This is a genomic window from Lysobacter sp. CFH 32150, from assembly GCF_022758295.1.
Classification (GTDB): Bacteria; Pseudomonadota; Gammaproteobacteria; order Xanthomonadales; family Xanthomonadaceae; genus CFH-32150.
Genome location: NZ_JALDWJ010000003.1, coordinates 1 through 16089, shown reverse-complemented (window position 1 = coordinate 16089; position 16089 = coordinate 1). Strand labels below are relative to the sequence as shown.

General features: G+C 65.1%; 10 protein-coding genes. 3 read left to right on the top strand and 7 right to left on the bottom strand.

Annotated elements, in window-relative coordinates; translation table 11 throughout:
- Positions 1-84 precede the first annotated feature (84 nt).
- The gene (locus MO486_RS06250) at positions 85-3006 is read right to left on the bottom strand and encodes a GGDEF domain-containing protein (RefSeq protein WP_242905378.1); all 2922 of its coding nucleotides are present in this window, start codon (positions 3004-3006) and stop codon (positions 85-87) included.
- A gap of 427 nt (positions 3007-3433) precedes the next feature.
- Positions 3434-4378 carry an alpha/beta hydrolase gene (locus MO486_RS06245; RefSeq protein WP_242905377.1) on the bottom strand — a complete coding sequence of 315 codons (945 nt, stop codon included), beginning with the start codon at positions 4376-4378 and terminating at the stop codon, positions 3434-3436.
- A gap of 336 nt (positions 4379-4714) precedes the next feature.
- On the opposite strand from MO486_RS06245, the gene MO486_RS06240 reads away from it, so the two are divergent.
- Both MO486_RS06240 and MO486_RS06235 read left to right on the top strand, forming a co-directional pair.
- Positions 4715-7036 (top strand): cytochrome c, encoded by a 2322-nt coding sequence (locus MO486_RS06240; RefSeq protein ID WP_242905376.1) that lies wholly within the window; start codon positions 4715-4717, stop codon positions 7034-7036.
- Positions 7033-9096, top strand: a complete 2064-nt coding sequence (locus MO486_RS06235; RefSeq protein WP_242905374.1) for a patatin-like phospholipase family protein — start codon at positions 7033-7035, stop codon at positions 9094-9096. Before MO486_RS06240 ends, MO486_RS06235 begins: the two co-directional genes overlap by 4 nt.
- 42 nt (positions 9097-9138) lie before the next feature.
- Here MO486_RS06235 and MO486_RS06230 read toward each other — a convergent pair whose 3' ends face one another.
- From MO486_RS06230 to MO486_RS06220, 3 genes are all read right to left on the bottom strand, one after another.
- On the bottom strand, positions 9139-9642 hold the full coding sequence (locus tag MO486_RS06230; protein WP_242905372.1) for an OsmC family protein: 504 nt from the start codon (positions 9640-9642) through the stop codon (positions 9139-9141).
- Between the two features lie 86 nt (positions 9643-9728).
- Entirely contained in the window at positions 9729-10166 is a 438-nt protein-coding gene (locus MO486_RS06225; RefSeq protein WP_242905371.1) for a heme-binding protein, read from the bottom strand.
- 124 nt (positions 10167-10290) lie between these two features.
- Entirely contained in the window at positions 10291-11919 is a 1629-nt protein-coding gene (locus tag MO486_RS06220) for a di-heme-cytochrome C peroxidase (RefSeq protein WP_242905370.1), read from the bottom strand.
- Positions 11920-12065: 146 nt separating this feature from the next.
- On the opposite strand from MO486_RS06220, the gene MO486_RS06215 reads away from it, so the two are divergent.
- Positions 12066-13751 (top strand): diguanylate cyclase, encoded by a 1686-nt coding sequence (locus tag MO486_RS06215; protein WP_242905369.1) that lies wholly within the window; start codon positions 12066-12068, stop codon positions 13749-13751.
- A 32-nt stretch (positions 13752-13783) separates the two neighbouring features.
- On the opposite strand, the gene MO486_RS06210 is transcribed toward MO486_RS06215, so the two are convergent.
- A complete protein-coding gene (locus MO486_RS06210) occupies positions 13784-14206 on the bottom strand; it encodes a VOC family protein (protein WP_242905368.1) in 423 nt (140 codons plus the stop codon).
- A gap of 192 nt (positions 14207-14398) precedes the next feature.
- Positions 14399-16089: M4 family metallopeptidase (locus MO486_RS06205; RefSeq protein WP_242905367.1), on the bottom strand; the 1691-nt coding region annotated here is incomplete at its 5' end.

The window sequence follows — 16089 nt, the reverse complement described above, 5'->3', positions numbered from 1 at the left end:
GCCCCTCCATAGAACGCGGGCGCACCATGAGGCCGGCCAGCGCCAACTACGACACTGGCGAACATCCAGGTTTTCTCGGCGGGTTCAATCCTTCGCGCGCAGCCAGTGCTCGGCCGGCTGCGGACGCGCAAACAGATAGCCCTGGCCGTAGACACATCCCATCGCAGTCAACGCCGCGCGCTGGTACTCGGTCTCGATGCCTTCGGCGACGATCTCGATGCCGAGTGCATGACCCAACGCCAGGATCGCCTCGATGACCGCTGAGCTGCGGGGCGCCACGCCAGCGGCGAACGGAGTGATGAAGCTGCGGTCGATCTTGATCATCTTCAATGGAAAATGATGCACGTGGCCGAGCGAGGAATAGCCGGTGCCGAAGTCGTCGAGCGCTGCTTCGACGTTGGCATCGCGCAGGCGTCGCAGGATCGCCACAACCGCTTCCGGATCGCCGAGCAGCGTGCCCTCGGTGACTTCCAGGCGCAGGCGCGCGGGATCGAAGCCCACCTCTGTCGTCAGGTCGAGCAGGCGACGGTCGAAATCGTCATGCTGGAACAATCGTGGCGAGACATTGAGCGTGACGAAGCTGCCGTCGCGCGTCAGGTCGCGGCTACCTTCCAGCGCCAGCCGGAACATGCGCCAATCGATCGCTTCGATCAGACCGCTGTCTTCGGCGACCTTCAGGAAGTCGCCCGGACACAGCACGCCGCGCTGCGGATGCTGCCAGCGCAGCAGCGCCTCGTAGCCCACCACGGTCTCGTCGGCGAGCCGTACCAATGGCTGGAAATAGGGCACGAATTCGTCGCCCGCGATGGCATCGCGCAGCGACTGCTCCATGTCCAGCACACCCATCGCGGTCTGGTGCATGGCGTCATCGAACACCACGAAGCGATTGCGGCCCGCGCTCTTGGCCCGGTAGAGCGCGACATCGGCGTCGTGCAGGAGGCGGTCGGCCGAGATATCGCTGTTGTTGGCGTTGGCGATGGCGATACCCACGCTGGCCGAGATCTGCAAATCGCGATTGGCCGCCTGCAGCCGCGGTTGCAGGCTCCGCAACACGCGCTGCGCCACCTTGCAGGCCGATTCCGGCAGCTGCACGTATTCGAGCAGGATCACGAACTCGTCGCCGGCGAGGCGCGCGACCGCATCCGGCTCGCGCACGCACGCCGCCAGGCGTCGCGCCACTTCCCTGAGGACCTCGTCGCCGGCAACGTGACCGAGACTGTCGTTCACGACCTTGAACCGGTCGACGTCGATATACAGCAGGCCGAAGCCATGTTTCGGGTCGCGGCGCAGGCGCGCGATCGCGCGCTCGATGCGATCGCGCAGGTAGATGCGATTGGGTAGCCCGGTCAACGCATCGTGCATGACCTGGTGCTGCAGTTGCGCCTCGATCTGTTCGCGCACTGCGATCTGCTCGCGCAGTTCGTGGGTGCGTTCCTCGACGCGGTGCTCGAGTTCGGCGTTGGCTTGCCGCAGCAGTTCGGCGGCGCGACGGCGTTGCAGGCTGCTGGCGATCTGGTAGGAGACGAAGGTCAGCAGCTCCGCATCGCGCTCGTCATAGACATCGCCCGCCTCGTAGCTCTGTACCGCGACCACGCCGATGGGACCTTCGGTGCTGAGCAGCGGAGCGCCCAGCCAGACCAGCGTCGGCGCACCCATCATGCCGGCATCGATTTCGCCGGCGACGAGCAAGGCCTGGGCGCGTTCGAGGTCCACCAGCTGCGGACGCGCCGTCCGCAGGACGTATTCGGTCAGGCCGCGCCCATACGAGCGCGCGCTCCAGTCGCGCTCGTGGTCGTCGGCTACGTAAGGGAAGGACACCGTGCTGCCGTCCTCGGAGAGCAGCGCGATGTAGAAGTTCTTGGCGTTGATCAGCTCGCCCACGATGGCGTGGACGTGGCGGTAGAAGCTCTCGCTGCTCTCTTCCAGGCTGGTCAGCGCCGCGACGCGGTACAGCGCCGCCTGCAGTCGCTCGCCGCGCTCGCGCTCGGTGACCTCGCGGCGCAGCTCCAGGTTGGCCGATTCGAGTTGCTGCGTGCGCTCGATCACGCGTTGCTCGAGTTCAGCCTGGCTGCGCTTGCGTTCCAGCGCGGTGAGGATGTGTTCGGCCACGAACGCCAGCAGCGACATGTCCGCCGTGGTGTAGCACCGTCGGCCCTGGTAGCTCTGCACCACCACCGCACCGTGGACCTCGCCTTCGCGCAGCATCGGCACGCCCAGCCAGTCGCTGCTGTCGGCGCCGTGCAGGCGCAGCGGACCGGACACCTGCTGGCGCAATTCGTCGGTGGAACCCATCAACGGTCGGCGATCGCGGGTCAGGTACCAGGTCAGGCCGCGCTCGATCCGCGCCAGCGGGACTTCCTCATCCGGACTCAAATCCTGGTCGTCGACCACGTCTGCAAAATAGAGGAAACGCAGGCTGTCGCGTTCGCGGTCATACAAGGCGATGTAGAAGTTCTCCGCGTACATCAGGTCGGCGACGATGCGGTGCAGTCCGCGCAACATGTCCGGCATGTCGAGGTCCGACCCGGCCATGTCGGCGATCGCGTACAGCGACCGCTGCAGTTTTTCCGCCTGCTCCAGCCCGGCCACGCTCTCCTGCATGCGTTGCATGGCCAGCGTCTCGCGCAGGCGCGTGCCCACCAGCTCCGGCGTCGGTGGGCAGTTGGCCGGGCAATGCAGTACCGCGACGGTCATATCGCCGTCGTCATGGAGGACGCGGATGGATCCGGTCGCACCGTCGCCGGCGCGATGCTCGGCAACCGCATCGATCGAAGCGAGGACGGCAGCAGCGTCGCTACGCCCGGGTGGATGGGACACGATGTTGCGCGGCCAACGCGTCGACCACAGCACACGGGCACCCGGCGTCCGCAGTCGCGGGTCGCCTTCGAGCAGGATCGCAGCGACATCGGCCGGCGTCGCCGCACGCAACAGCCGTACCTGCAGGTCCGTGCCCTGCTCCATGCTTTCGAACGCCGTCCTGGCCTTGCCGGCCCGCATGCTGGTCATCGCTCCGCCCCGTGCTCCTTGCTGTTTTCGAGACTGCACACCCACATGCAACGATGGCGAGAAGATCGTTGCCGCGTCCGCACCGGAAAACTGGCGCGCCCGCAGCTAGCGTAGAGACGGCGTGAAGGTCATTTTGTGACGGCCGTCACTATCGGGCGTAATCGATTTCAGCGACTAGCGGACAGTGCATCGCTGACTGTTCGACCGTTGAAAGACGATTTCGATAGCTTGCAACTATCGATGGCGGCCAAAAGATCGATTTCCCATTGGTTGGCAGCGCTCCTGGTGTTTGGTCACCACCGCCAACCCCGAGCCGCCATAGCAGTCGCAACCGGACAAGCCTCGGGAGACCATCGCGGTCTTACGGCGCCTTCGCAGGAAAGATGAGCTCCCTCGGAGCCCATCGATTGAAGGGATTCGCGCTGCCTCAGTTCGGCCCGTCCACCTGTTCCGCCCAGCTCTTGGCGTCGCTTTTCCCGTCGAGGAACGGCAGCACGGTCGTGGCCACGCGCGGGGAGGCGAAGATGTCGTAATGGGTCAGGTCGGGCAGGATCGCCAGGCGATTCTTCGACAGTGTTTCCCGCTGCCAGCCCGCATCCTGCAGGCCGCCGCCGAGCAGTTGGTAGAACTTGATCTCGTGCTCGGGCCGCAGCATGTCGCCATCGCCGTACACGAGCATCACCGGCATCGTCAGCTTCGCCACATCTGCCGACCAGTCGTAGTGCTGGCGCATGAAATCGCCGAGCACGTCCAGCAGGCGCGGGAAGTCCTCGACCTTCGGCGCCAGCGCCGCGTACGACTTGTACATCGGCGTGTCCCGCATCATCGGCGCAGCCTGGCCGGTGAGCGTGATCTGTTGCGCGTGGATGGCGGGATACCAGCCATCATCCGAAAACGGCGTGGACACGAGGACCAGGCGGCGTACGCGATCGGGGTGCTGCACTGCCATCCGGAACGCGACACCGCCGCCGATGGAATAGCCGAGTACGTCGACCTGCTTGAAGCCGAGCTTCTCGACGAGCACGGCCATGTCGTCGCCCATCGATTCGAGGCGGAACGGCCGGTCGCCGAGCAGCGTGCGGCCATGTCCCTGCAGATCGACGGCGATCACCTGCCGCGCGTCGGCGAGTTTCGGCATCACCGGCCCGAACATCTCGATCGATCCCAGCCCGCCATGCAGCAACAGCAAGGGTTCGCCCTCGCCACGAACCTCGTAGTAGTAGCCAACGCCGTTGATCACCATGTGCCCGTTCTTCGAGGCAGCAGGTGTCGCCACGGCTTGGGCGGGTTTCGCCTGCTCGCGTGCAGTGGCAGGCGCAAGGAACGCGCCTAGGGTGCAGGCGAGCAATAGGAACGTTGCGAACTTGGACATCTGGGTCTCCTAGGTGTCGGTGCCTTGGCAGGCGTCCGGTTTGTGGGCTTGCAAGGACGACGTTCGAGATGGTGGCGGATCGACATGTCTGCAAAAGGTGTTCGGTGCTCTGATGACGAAGGACGTGACCGCGGCGCCGCGCTCGCGTACAGGCACGTGTCATGCAACATGCATCCCACCGTGGGCCTGCGACTAGGCAAGCACCGGGGCACGCGGTAACGTCGTGTTTCGCAGTCCGCCCGTCGCGGCGCGGACAGGGGACACCCCGCAGGGTTCTGGCCATCGCGCCGGGTGGCGCGCAGCGCCTTGCGGGCGATGCGACACAGGGGCAAGCACATGGATGGAAAGCGGGGAGTCGTGGCACGCGCGTGGGCGTGGTTCTGCGGAATCAGGCTCGGTCAGCTGCTCAAGGTCGCGCTAGGAGTGGGGCTGCTGGCGGCATTGGCGGCCGTCGCAGGGTTTTACGTGTTCGTGCTCTATCCCGTGCGCAGCATTCCACCCGCCGAAACATTCGACGAGATCATCTATCTCGGCCAGGGCTGGGGCGACGGTGCGGACGCCACGGATCGCCAGACCTACTACTACACGCCGCAAGGCGCTTCGCTGCCGCAGGGCGCCGAACTCACGCCGTTGCGTTACGCTTGGTTCGTCAATCTGGAAATGCCGCTCGACCAGTCGCGCTTCGCCGCGCCCGAGCACATGCAGCGCTACCGCTTCCTGGTCGACCCGGCACCGACGGCCGCCAATCCCGACCGGTTGCCGGTGGGTTTCGCCCGGCATTTCGACGCGGCCATTGGCGAGCAGGTGCTCGATGTCACCTGCGCGGCCTGCCATACCGGGCAACTGATCGCCGAACGGCAAGGCAGGCGTGTCGCCGTGCGCATCGACGGCGGCCAGGCGATGCATGCGTTCACCGACATGCAGCGCGGCAGTTTCGGGCCGACCCTGCTGGCGTCGCTAGTGGCGACGTACTTCAACCCGATGAAGTTCGACCGCTTCGCGCGCAAAGTCATCGGACCGCGCTACCCGGACGGCAAGTCCGAGCTGCGCGCGGCGATGTGGCAGACCATCGAGGCGTTTGCGACCCAGGGCCAGAACAGCCCGCTGCGACATCTGTATCCGGTGCGCGAAGGATTCGGACGTACTGATGCGCTCGGTCGCATCGCCAACACCGTGTTCGGCGACCACCTGGTGCCCGGCAACTACCAGCACGCCGACGCACCGGTCAGCTATCCCTACCTGTGGAACATCTGGAAGTTCGATTGGGTGCAGTACAACGGCTCGGTCAAGCAACCGCTGGCCCGCAACGTCGGCGAAGCGATGGGCGTGGGCGCGACCTTGCGACTCACCGACACGTACGGCAATCCGCTCCCCGAAGCGGAGCGGTTCCGCAGTTCGGTGCTGATTCCCAACCTGGTGACGATCGAACACACGCTGCAGAAACTGCAACCGCCGCAATGGCCCGAAGCGCTGCTGGGTGCGATCGACCGGCCGCTGGCCGAGCGCGGCCGAGACTTATTCCAGTCGCATTGCCAAGGCTGCCATGGACCGCATCCGGCCAACGCCGCGTTGCAGCGGGCGGAAGCGCCGCTGAAATCTTCGCCGGGCACCGTCTGGCATATCGAGGTGGTGCCGCTTGCGCATGTTGGCACTGATCCCGCCGCTGCCGCCGCGTTCGTCGAGCACCGTTACGATCTGGGCCGTGCAGGCTTGACCCAAACCGAGGTTGCGTCGCTGCTGCGCCCACTACTGGTCCGCGACCTCGCACGCGACGCGCGCTACCGGCTCAGTGCCGTGATCGACGCGCGCAGCGCGGCGCACCTGCCAACGGCAACGCTGGCCGCACAGTTGGATGCGTATCCCCATCCGGATGCCGATCCGCAGCCAACCCTGCCCATCGCGACGTTCACGGCAATCCGCGACGTGCTGCAGCGCGAAGGCGTGGCGGTGCCCACGGGCGACAAGGCGCCAGGCTCGCCTTACGACTGCGCCTTGGATTGCCACACCGCATGGTTGATGTGGGACGTCACGCGCGCGCAGGCGGGCATCGAACGGCACCTCGCCAGCATCGACGTCAGCCGCCTGAGCGAAGGCGAAGGCCTGAACGTGCTGGGGCTGATGGTCAAGCAGAAGTTCTTCGACGACCATCGCATCGACTACGCCACCCGGCAGTGCATCGAGGGATTCGGCACGCTCGACCTGCCGCAGCAAATCGCCGGCTACAAGCCGCGCCCACTGGAAGGCGTGTGGGCGACGCCGCCATTCCTGCACAACGGTTCGGTGCCCAACCTGTACCAGATGCTGTTGCCGCCGGAGCAGCGCAGCGCGCGCTTCTACGTCGGACGCCGCGACTTCGACGCCAAGCACGTCGGCTATGTCGCCGAGCCGCTGCCGGGCGACGACGCAGGCTTCTGGCTCGATACGAGTATCGCCGGCAACCACAACACCGGCCATGCGTTCGTCGCCAGCACCGAGCAATTGCAGCGCAATCGCGAAAACCCGTCAGCGCATCCGCTGCCACCAGGCGTGATCGGCCCGTTGCTGGGCGACGCGGAGCGTTGGGCGATCATCGAATACCTGAAAATCCATCGCGATCTGCCGGCGACACCGTCCGAATTCTCTCCGCCGCGCTGCGGCAACTGGCAGGCGCAACCATGAGCGCGAACTTCGATCCGGCTGGTTGCACCGACGCGTTCTCCACTGTCGAAACGGCGGAAGCCGCCTGGCTTGCGCAGCGTCGTGTGGCGGCGGAGATTCCCGCGGACGCGGACACCGTCGGCTTGGCGTTCTCCGGTGGCGGCATCCGTTCGGCGACGTTCAACCTCGGCGTGCTCGAAGCGCTCGATGCGGCCGGGATGATGCGTCACGTCGACTATCTATCGTCTGTGTCCGGCGGCGGCTACATCGCCGCGTGCTATTCGTGGTTGCGGGCGCTGCTGCCGGCATCGACCCCGCGCCTGTTCGAAAGCCCACTGCGTGACGGTGGCAAAGTCGTGGACTGGTTGCGTCGGCACGGACGCTATCTCGTCGCCGCGCGTGGCTATTCGACGTCGACGTTGCTGGCGTCGATCCTCGCCGCTACCTTCCTCAACCTGCTGGTGCTCGGCCCGGTGATCGTGCTGGCGGTCTACGGCATGACCCTGGGTTGGTTGCCCCTGACCTGGCCGGACTGGCTCACGGTGCCGGACGTGGGCCAGATCCGCGACCACCACGGTTACCTGTTGCTGCTGGGCGCCGGCGTCGCGTCGCTGGTGGCGTTTCCGCTGACGGCCATCGCGTTCGCGCTGGTAGCCGGCAGACGCGAACTCAGCCCGATGCGTCTGGTCGACAACCTGCGCGTGCTGATGGGACGGCAGCTCGGCATCGGCGTGGCCCTGCTCGCGGTAGGCCTGATCCCGGTGGTGCATACCTTTGGCGAACTCCTTGCGACGCGATTCGAATCCGCGTTGATGCACGCACTCAGTCGACACCTGGTGTACCTGACGCCAGTGGTGTCCGGTGTGGCCGCGTTGTTGACGGGCAGTCGTGGATTCAGCCCGTGGCGCCGGCAACTGGCGATGCTGGGGCTGGCACTGATCGTCTACGGCCTGCTCGTGTACGCGTACCACTTGTCCGAACACGTGGGCATCGTGCGCACGCCATGGTTTGCGGGCGCCGTCGCGCTTTCGCTGTTGCTGGCGTTCATGTGCAACATCAACAGCATCTCGATGAACGCCTATTACCGCGCCCGGCTCAGCGAAAGCTTCATGCCGCCCGTCGTTGGTGCGGAAGCCGTACCTCCGGCGCAGTTCAAACTCGATCAGATCGATCCGCGCACTGGTGCGCCGTTTCATCTGGTCAACACCACGCTCAACACCACGTCATCGCCGGACGAGAAGAATCGCAGCCGCGAAGGCGCCAGTTTCTTCTTCTCGCCGCTGTACTGCGGCTCCACCGCGACCGGATTCGGAAGCCCGACGGATTATTCGGCCGGCACGATGGCGCTTTCGACCGCGTTCACCATCTCCGGTGCCGCGATCGACCCGAACACCTACGTCACCAGTTCGCGCGCGGTGTCCTCGCTGCTGGCACTGCTCAACGTGCGCCTGGGCTATTGGGCCGAGAATCCTGCGCGTCGTTCACGCGCGCACTGGCCGTTGCCGTGGTGGTGGATCCTGATCGGGCGCGAGATGCTCGGGATCGGGCTGGATGAACGCCACGCCCGTATCCACCTCTCCGATGGCGGCCACTTCGAAAACCTCGGGCTGTACGAACTGGTCCGGCGACAAGTGCGCCACATCGTGGTTTGCGACGCCGGCGCGGATCCGGAGTTGCTGCTGGCGGACCTGGGCCGTGCGATCGAGCGCGTGCGCGTGGATTTCGGCGCCGAGGTCGCGCTCAGCGCGGATGCACTGGTCGCCGAACGCGCTTCTGGGCATGCGCGTCGCCCCTATCTGCTCGGTGACGTGCGCTATGCCGACGGTTCGCACGGGCAGATCCTGTACATCAAGCCGATGCTGATAGAAAGCGCTTCGGCCGACCTGTACGCCTACGCCCGCGCGAATCCGGACTTTCCCAATCAGTCGACCGCGAACCAGTTCTTCTGCGAATCGGAATTCGAGGCCTATCGCGTATTGGGCCGCGAGATCGTCGGACGGATGCTGGGCAGCACCCCGCCGGCGGGTATCGCGCAGTGGTTCGAGCAGTTGCGGCAGGCGTCGGACCCTAAAGCGATCTGAGGAATTGCAGAGCCGCGAAGCGGCGTCCGCTTGAATGAACTGTCACCCGCCAACCGTGGTGATGACGTTCACGGGTGAACGCAACGTTTGAAGCACGACACAGTAGCGCTCAGTGAGCTCGATGAGTTTTGTTATCTGCTCTTGTGGTGCAGTGCTCTCGAGATTGAATTGCAAACGAATTTCGCTGAAGCCAACAGGAACTTCCTTGGACATGCCCAGCGTTCCTCGAAAATCAAGGTCGCCCTCCGCACGGAGCCAGGCACTTTGGATGGGGATATCCAATGCGGTAGCCACGGCGGACAAAGTGACCCCGGCACATGCAACCAGGGCCTGCAGCAGCAGGTCTCCCGAGCATGCTTGAACGCCGGTGCCGCCCGTGGCCGGGTGAAGGCCTGCTTCGACCAAGGCCCTTCCAGTGTCCACGCTGCAGGCAACGCCTTCACCAAGCCGACCTTCCGCATGCAGCGTAATCAGCGCTGCATCAGGCGCGACACGATACTTTTCCTTCAGAGGAGCCTGCTGAGCCCGTAGGTCTTCACTGCGCATGCGTCACTCCTAATATTGGAGGCTAACGCTCGGAATCGAGCCGAGGCGAGCCGCGAAGCGGCTTCGGCTTGAGTTGGCCATCTTCGTCACTCTGCAAGCCAGTCTGCACCTGCTTTTGCAACTTGAGCGTCTTCAGGTGCTTGAACACCTGAAACGCCAATGCCACCGATCACCTTGCCGTCGTCCAAGAGCCGAATACCTCCCGCGATAGGCATGCCTGCAGGTAATGCCAGCACCACGTTGTTCCCATTTTCCAACAGCCCCTGGTGGAAGCCCGTGTCCCGCTGAAAGTTGGCGGCGTGTTGTGCCTTGGCAATCGCAATGTCGACACTGGAATTAGTCGTCTCGTCCATGCGAAGGAAATAAAGCAAACGCCCAGAATCATCAACGATAGCGATGGAGACTTTCCAGTTGTTGCGATCTGCCTCAGCCTCGGCAGCTGCCGCTATTTGCTTGGCAGCCAAAAGGCTAAGCACCGCCTTCTTACGCAAGTGTTTATCGGATGAGGTGGCGGTGCTTTGCATGGGAGTAATGAGACCAAGCAGGAGTGTGACTATAAGAATCTGTCGAATCATCGATATCTGTCCAAAAGGGGCCAACTCGGAATTGTCATTCCAAACGCAGTTGGGGAATTCTGCAAATCCATCACTAAAGCGACTTGAGGAATTCCAGCAGATCGCGCCGGTCCGCATCGGACAACGCCGTGCCGTAGTCGTGACCGCCATTGCCGTTGCCGGGCAGGCGGGTGTCGAACACGCTGCCGTCCTCCGTCGCGGCCAGTCCCACCGTGTCTGGATCGAATTCGCCGCTGCCGACGCGGAAACGCGCCGGACGCGCCGCTGCCGGTCGCAGCAAGTCCGCGAGCGTCGGCACCGAGCCGTTGTGCAGGTACGGCGCCGACGCCCACACCCCGTCCAGCGGGCGCGCTTTGTAGTAGTCGGGATGTTGATCGATCGCCGCCTTGAGCACCGGGTGGTAACCGACCGCGGCATCGCGCACCGTTGCCAGCGGATGGCGCAACGCCGCACCGATCGCGACATGCACCACGAGATCGATGGTGTTGGCTTCCGCGCCGAATCGCTCGCCGGCCAGCACCGCCTGCCGGCGCCCTTGCAACGGTCCCGTCTTCGCTCGCGCATCGAGGAAATTGCGCACCATCCGCGGGTCGGTGCCGATCTCGGCCAGCGGCGTCAGTACCGCCTTCGGCGCGCGCGCGGGATCGCGTGCATCGATGCGCGTGTGGCAGGCGCCGCATTGCGCGTCGTACAACGCCGCGCCGCGCGCGATGCGTGCCTGGTCGAGCTTGCCCAGCATCGACTCGGGCCATTGCGGCGCAGTCAACGCGTACATCCACGCCTGGATGCGGCCCAACTGGTCGAAGTTGATGCTGGACGGATAACCAGTCGCGTCGTGACCAGCCACATCGGCGTGGCCGTACACCGCCAGCGCCGTCGTGAGGTTCTGGAACAGCGGCCCTGGCCCGGCATTCGGCGCCGAGCCGTTCCATTGCACCAGGTCCAGGTGCGGCGCCGTCCACAGCACCGGGAAACTCACCGGCGCGTCAGGCGCACGCCGGTTCTCCGGTACGCCGAGGAAATCCACTGCGACCGCATTGAAGATCTGACCGAAGGCATCGAGCCGGCCGGCGCCGTAGGCGACGTCGGTGGCGTTCATGCGATGTCGCACGTCGAGCGCTTCGGCGCGCGCGATGAGGGCGTCGCGCAACTCGGTGCGTTGCGCCTGCGGCGTGCCGAGGCCATCGGCGAAGCGTGCGAATTTCGCATCGTCGCTTGCAGTCGCGCTCAGGCTGTCGATCAGCGCGCCCTCGAAAGCGGTGAAGTCGAGCAGTCCCTGGCCGCCGTCGATGCGGATGCGCTGACCGCGATGACGCACCTCGCCTGTGTGGCAGGCGGCACAGCCTAGGCCCGCCCACGTCTCGCCATCCTTGCCGGGCTCGCGCGTGAACCCTACCGGCAATCCATCCGGGTTATGCGTCGTGCGCGCCTGCGTCAGGAAACCCAGCGTGGCCAGATGCGCGGCGTCGGCGAAGCGCTTGGTGTCGCCGGCGACCTCCAGGTGCAGCAGCCAGCGATACGGCAACAGGCGCGAACCGAAGGAAGCGAACCACACCTGGTCCTGCACTTCGCGGCTCCAGCCTTGCGCCAGGTTCACCGCCTGCGGCGCACCCGGCACGGTTTCGCCATCTGCGATCGGATCGGGCGTGCGCCCGCAACCCGCCAGGACCACGGCGAGCGTCGCAGCCAGACACCATTCCATTGCCCGCATGCCCCTTCCCCCTACGGTTCCCTGACGCATTTTGCATGCCAGACCCGCTGTGGGAAGATTCGGCGTCCGGACGCGGTGCTTGCACGCGACGGCACGAAGCGTCGGACACACCGGCGGCATCTGCAGCAGGGGGGCGGATGGCAATCGGGAACTGGCTCGGTTCGGCGCTGCTGGCGCTGGGGCTGATGTCGACCGCGCAGGCGGCGACGATCGAAGCGGGCGATCTGGAGCAACTCGATCTCAACGGGCACATCAGCCTGCTGGAAGACGCGGGTCGCGCCATGGACATCGACGAAGCTCGAATCGCGCAGGGCTACGCGCCTGCCCCGGGAGGACGCACCAGCTTCGGCTTCACCGAATCCGCGTGGTGGGTGCGGGTGCCGCTGCGCAATTCCGCCGACACGCCACGGGAACTGGTGTTGCGCCAGGATTACCCGCTGATCGACAAGATCGACCTGTGGGTGGTGCGCGACGGCGTCGTCGCATCGCACATCGCCACCGGCGACCGCCTGCCGTTCGACACCCGCGCGATCGATCATCGCGACTTCCTGTTCCCACTGACGCTGCCGGCCCGGTCCGAGACGACGTTGTACCTGCGCCTGCAGACCGATGGCGCCATGAACATCGGGCTGTCGCTGCATCGGCCGATCACGTTGCTGTCGCGCCTGAGCCTGGAACAACTCGCCTTCGGGTTGTACTTCGGCGGCTTCTTCGTCCTGATCTTCTACAACCTCTTCATCTTCCTCGCGGTACGCGACCGGCCGTTCCTCTTCTACCTGCTGTATGCCACCAGCTACGGCTTGTACTTCGGCATCCACGATGGGCTCAGTTTCCAGTTCCTCTGGCCCGATCATCCCGACTGGGCCAACACCAGCCTGCTGGTAATGCTGACGCTGACCCTGACGTTCGGCTTGCTGTTTACCCGCAGCTTCCTCGATGGTCCGCGGCTGGCACCGCGACTGGACCGCGCCGCGAGTGCGCTGCAGGCCTTGTCCATCCTGGCGCTGCTGGCCTCGTTCCTGGTGCCCTACCGCGTGCTCATCGCACCGGTGGCCTACCTGACGCTCGCCGCCACCGTGGTCATTCTGGCGATGGGCATCCTCGGCCTGCTGCGACGGCAGGTGTCCGCGCGCTATTTCATGATCGCGTGGGCTGTGCTGCTGGCCGGCGTCCTGGTCTACATGTGCAAGACCTTCGGCTGGCTGCCGCACAACGCGCTCACCCAGAACGCGTTCCAGATCGGCTCGTTGCTCGAGATGATGCTGCTCTCGCTGGCGCTGGCGCATCGCGTGCGCGAACTGAGCCACCAGAGCCGCACCGATGCGCTCACCCAACTGGTGAACCGGCGTGCGTTCGACGAAACCGTGGAGCGGGAGTTCGACCGCCGCCGCAAGAGTCATGTCGCCATTGCGCTCCTGGTGGCCGATGTCGACCACTTCAAGCAGGTCAACGACCGCCACGGCCACGCCTACGGCGACAAGGTCCTGCGCAGGATCGCCGACGTGCTGCGCGAGTGCGTCGACGGGCGCGACATGGTCGGACGCTACGGTGGCGAGGAGTTCGCCGTGCTGTTCCCGGGCCTCGACGCTTCGGCAGCAGCGGCGCGTGCCGAACAGATCCGCCAGGCCGTGCAGGAACGCGTCGGCGACCACTCGCCCGTCACCATCAGCATCGGCGTGGCCTCGACCGATGATGGCGGGATCGACTCCCCGAACGCGCTGTTCCGCGCCGCCGACGAAGCGCTGTACCGGGCCAAGGATCGCGGCCGCAATCGCGTTGTCGGCTACGCCGAGGCACTACCGGAATCGTCGCCCGCCGGGTGATCGCCGGGCAAGCAATCGCCGACTTTGTCCGCTCATGCGGGCAGGTATTGCGCCCGCTTCCCCGGAGAGAGCTCCACCAGGTCCCACCAGTTACCGTACAGATCTTCGAAAACCGCTACCGTGCCGTAGCTTTCCGTCTTCGGCGCGCGCACGAAATGCACGCCTTGCGCCCGCATCGCCTCGTAGTCACGCCGGAAATCGTCCGTCGCCAGGAAGAAAGTCACGCGACCACCGGTCTGGTTGCCGACGAAGACCTGCTGTTCTGCATTCGACGGCCGTGCAAGCAGGATGCTCGCGCCAGTGGAGCCAGGAGGCCGCACGACGACCCAACGCTTGTCCTGCTCGGGGACGTAGCTGTCTTCGATCAACGTGAAGCGCAGCTTCTGTGTGAAGAACGCGATCGCTTCGTCGTAGTCGCGGACAAGCAACGCGACATGTAGCAGCGCTTGTTGCATCGTTGGTATCCCATGGCGGCCGAGTAGTCGGCAGGCGCAGGATAATGCGGATACGTTCGTCGCGGTGGTCGTGACTAAGGAGCATTCCTTGGCCACCTTGCGCTGCGCAGTTGCGGATCTGCATGCGGCAACCCCGGCCGGAACCGGGGTTGCCTTGTTGCAAGTGCAATAACCGTTACCGATCGCAGCGGATCAGAACGTGACGCTCCAGCTGTCGATCTTGCCGGTGTCCTGTGCAGCGTTGTCGTTGACACGCAGCTTCCAGGTACCGTTCAACGCTTCCGTCGACAGGTTCAGCGTCACCGTCTTGTTGATGTTGTCGGTGCTGCTGCCGGTGCGGTTGTGGATGTTGTAGAGCGAACCGTCCGGGGCCACGAGGTCAACTTTCAGGTCACCGATGTAGGTATGCACGATCGCGACCGTCACCGAGGCGGTGCTCGGAGCGTTGCCGCTGCGGCCGGACACCGTGATCGGGCTGTCCACCGTGGCGTTGTCGCTGATCGTGTAGTCGGTGGTGTTGCTGTAGGTCTGCGTACCGCCACCACCGCCGGTGGTGTAGCTGCCGGTGAGGCTCAGGCCCGAGAACGCCGAGTACGCCTTGAGCAGCACGTAGTAGGTGCCCGCCTGGGCCGTGGCGATATTGCAGGTTTCGGCATTGGTGCTGCCTTCGGACTTGCAGTCATAGCTGGTCGTGGTCGGAGCGGATCCGAACTTGACGTACAGGTCGGCATCGCCAGTCCCGCTGGCGGTGACGAACTTCAGGCCCGTGGCCCCGGCCGGCACGGCCAGCGTCCAGATCTGGCTGGTCCCCGACGCCCCGGAGAGGCCGGTCACCGGTACGCCGTTGGTCAGCGCACCGCCGGTCGGCGGCGGCGTGCCGGCGCAGCTGACGCCCACCGAAGTGAACGCCGCGGTGACGTCAGCCTTGGTGAAGCCCAGGTCGGTCGCCGCCGTTTCCACACCACAGGCACCCTGGTTGAAGTTGGTGCTCGAGGTCCAGTAGTCGCGGTTGGCCCGGGCGAAGACCTGGAACGCCTTCTGCGTGTTCCAGCCGGTCTTGGTGGCCAGCAGGTAGAACGCCTTGTTGTACACGCCCGAGGAGTGGTGCACGTCCATGCCGCTAGTGAAATTGGCGGCGTTGTCGATCGAACGGCCATCCTGCGGTGGGTTGTTCATGTAGCGCAGCGCGCCCGTGCCCTTGAAGATCTGGGCGCCGACCAGGAAATCGTTGCTGCCGTGCATGAAGTACTCGGCGGCTTCACCGGCGATATCCGAATAGGCTTCGTTGATGCCGCCGGACTGGCCGGAATAGGTCAGAGCAGACTGCTGCTCGGTGTAGCCATGCGAGACCTCATGCGAGGCCACGTCGAGGCTGACCAGCGGGTAGAACGTGGTCGCGCCATCACCGAAGGTCATGGCCGAACCGTCCCAGAATGCGTTCTCGTAGCTGTTGCTGTAGTGCACGCGCATCGAGAGCTGGAAGGTCAGCGGCGGCGCGGCCATGTACGCCTGGTACATGTTGTAGATGACGTTGCCGAAGTAATGCGCGTCATTGAGCGGCGAGTACGCGCCGTTGATGGTCTTCACGGTGTTGCGCGGGCAGGTGTACGAGAACGCCGTGCTGCCGCTGGTACCGTGGTTGAGGTTGACCGTCTTGACGTTGGCGTTGTTCATCGTGCACGTGGAGCCACTCTGCGCCACGTCGTTGAAGCCGAAGTCGGTGCCGTACTCGTACTGGCCGGTCTTCGCGTTGCCACCGGGGCCGGTGCCGATCAGCGCGTGCTGCAGGTTGTCCCACTGCTTCAGCACCGCACCGCTGTTGGCGTCGACGATCACGAACGGACGCGATGGCGCGCCGCCCTTCGCCGCATCGGCGAAATACG

Excerpts from the sequence above, each read along its gene's own strand:
- MO486_RS06250 (WP_242905378.1), bottom strand. The coding sequence starts at position 3,006 with ATGACCAGCATGCGGGCCGGCAAGGCCAGGACGGCGTTCGAAAGCATG.
- MO486_RS06245 (WP_242905377.1), bottom strand. The coding sequence starts at position 4,378 with ATGTCCAAGTTCGCAACGTTCCTATTGCTCGCCTGCACCCTAGGCGCG.
- MO486_RS06240 (WP_242905376.1), top strand. The coding sequence starts at position 4,715 with ATGGATGGAAAGCGGGGAGTCGTGGCACGCGCGTGGGCGTGGTTCTGC.
- MO486_RS06235 (WP_242905374.1), top strand. The coding sequence starts at position 7,033 with ATGAGCGCGAACTTCGATCCGGCTGGTTGCACCGACGCGTTCTCCACT.
- MO486_RS06230 (WP_242905372.1), bottom strand. The coding sequence starts at position 9,642 with ATGCGCAGTGAAGACCTACGGGCTCAGCAGGCTCCTCTGAAGGAAAAG.
- MO486_RS06225 (WP_242905371.1), bottom strand. The coding sequence starts at position 10,166 with ATGCAAAGCACCGCCACCTCATCCGATAAACACTTGCGTAAGAAGGCG.
- MO486_RS06220 (WP_242905370.1), bottom strand. The coding sequence starts at position 11,919 with ATGGAATGGTGTCTGGCTGCGACGCTCGCCGTGGTCCTGGCGGGTTGC.
- MO486_RS06215 (WP_242905369.1), top strand. The coding sequence starts at position 12,066 with ATGGCAATCGGGAACTGGCTCGGTTCGGCGCTGCTGGCGCTGGGGCTG.
- MO486_RS06210 (WP_242905368.1), bottom strand. The coding sequence starts at position 14,206 with ATGCAACAAGCGCTGCTACATGTCGCGTTGCTTGTCCGCGACTACGAC.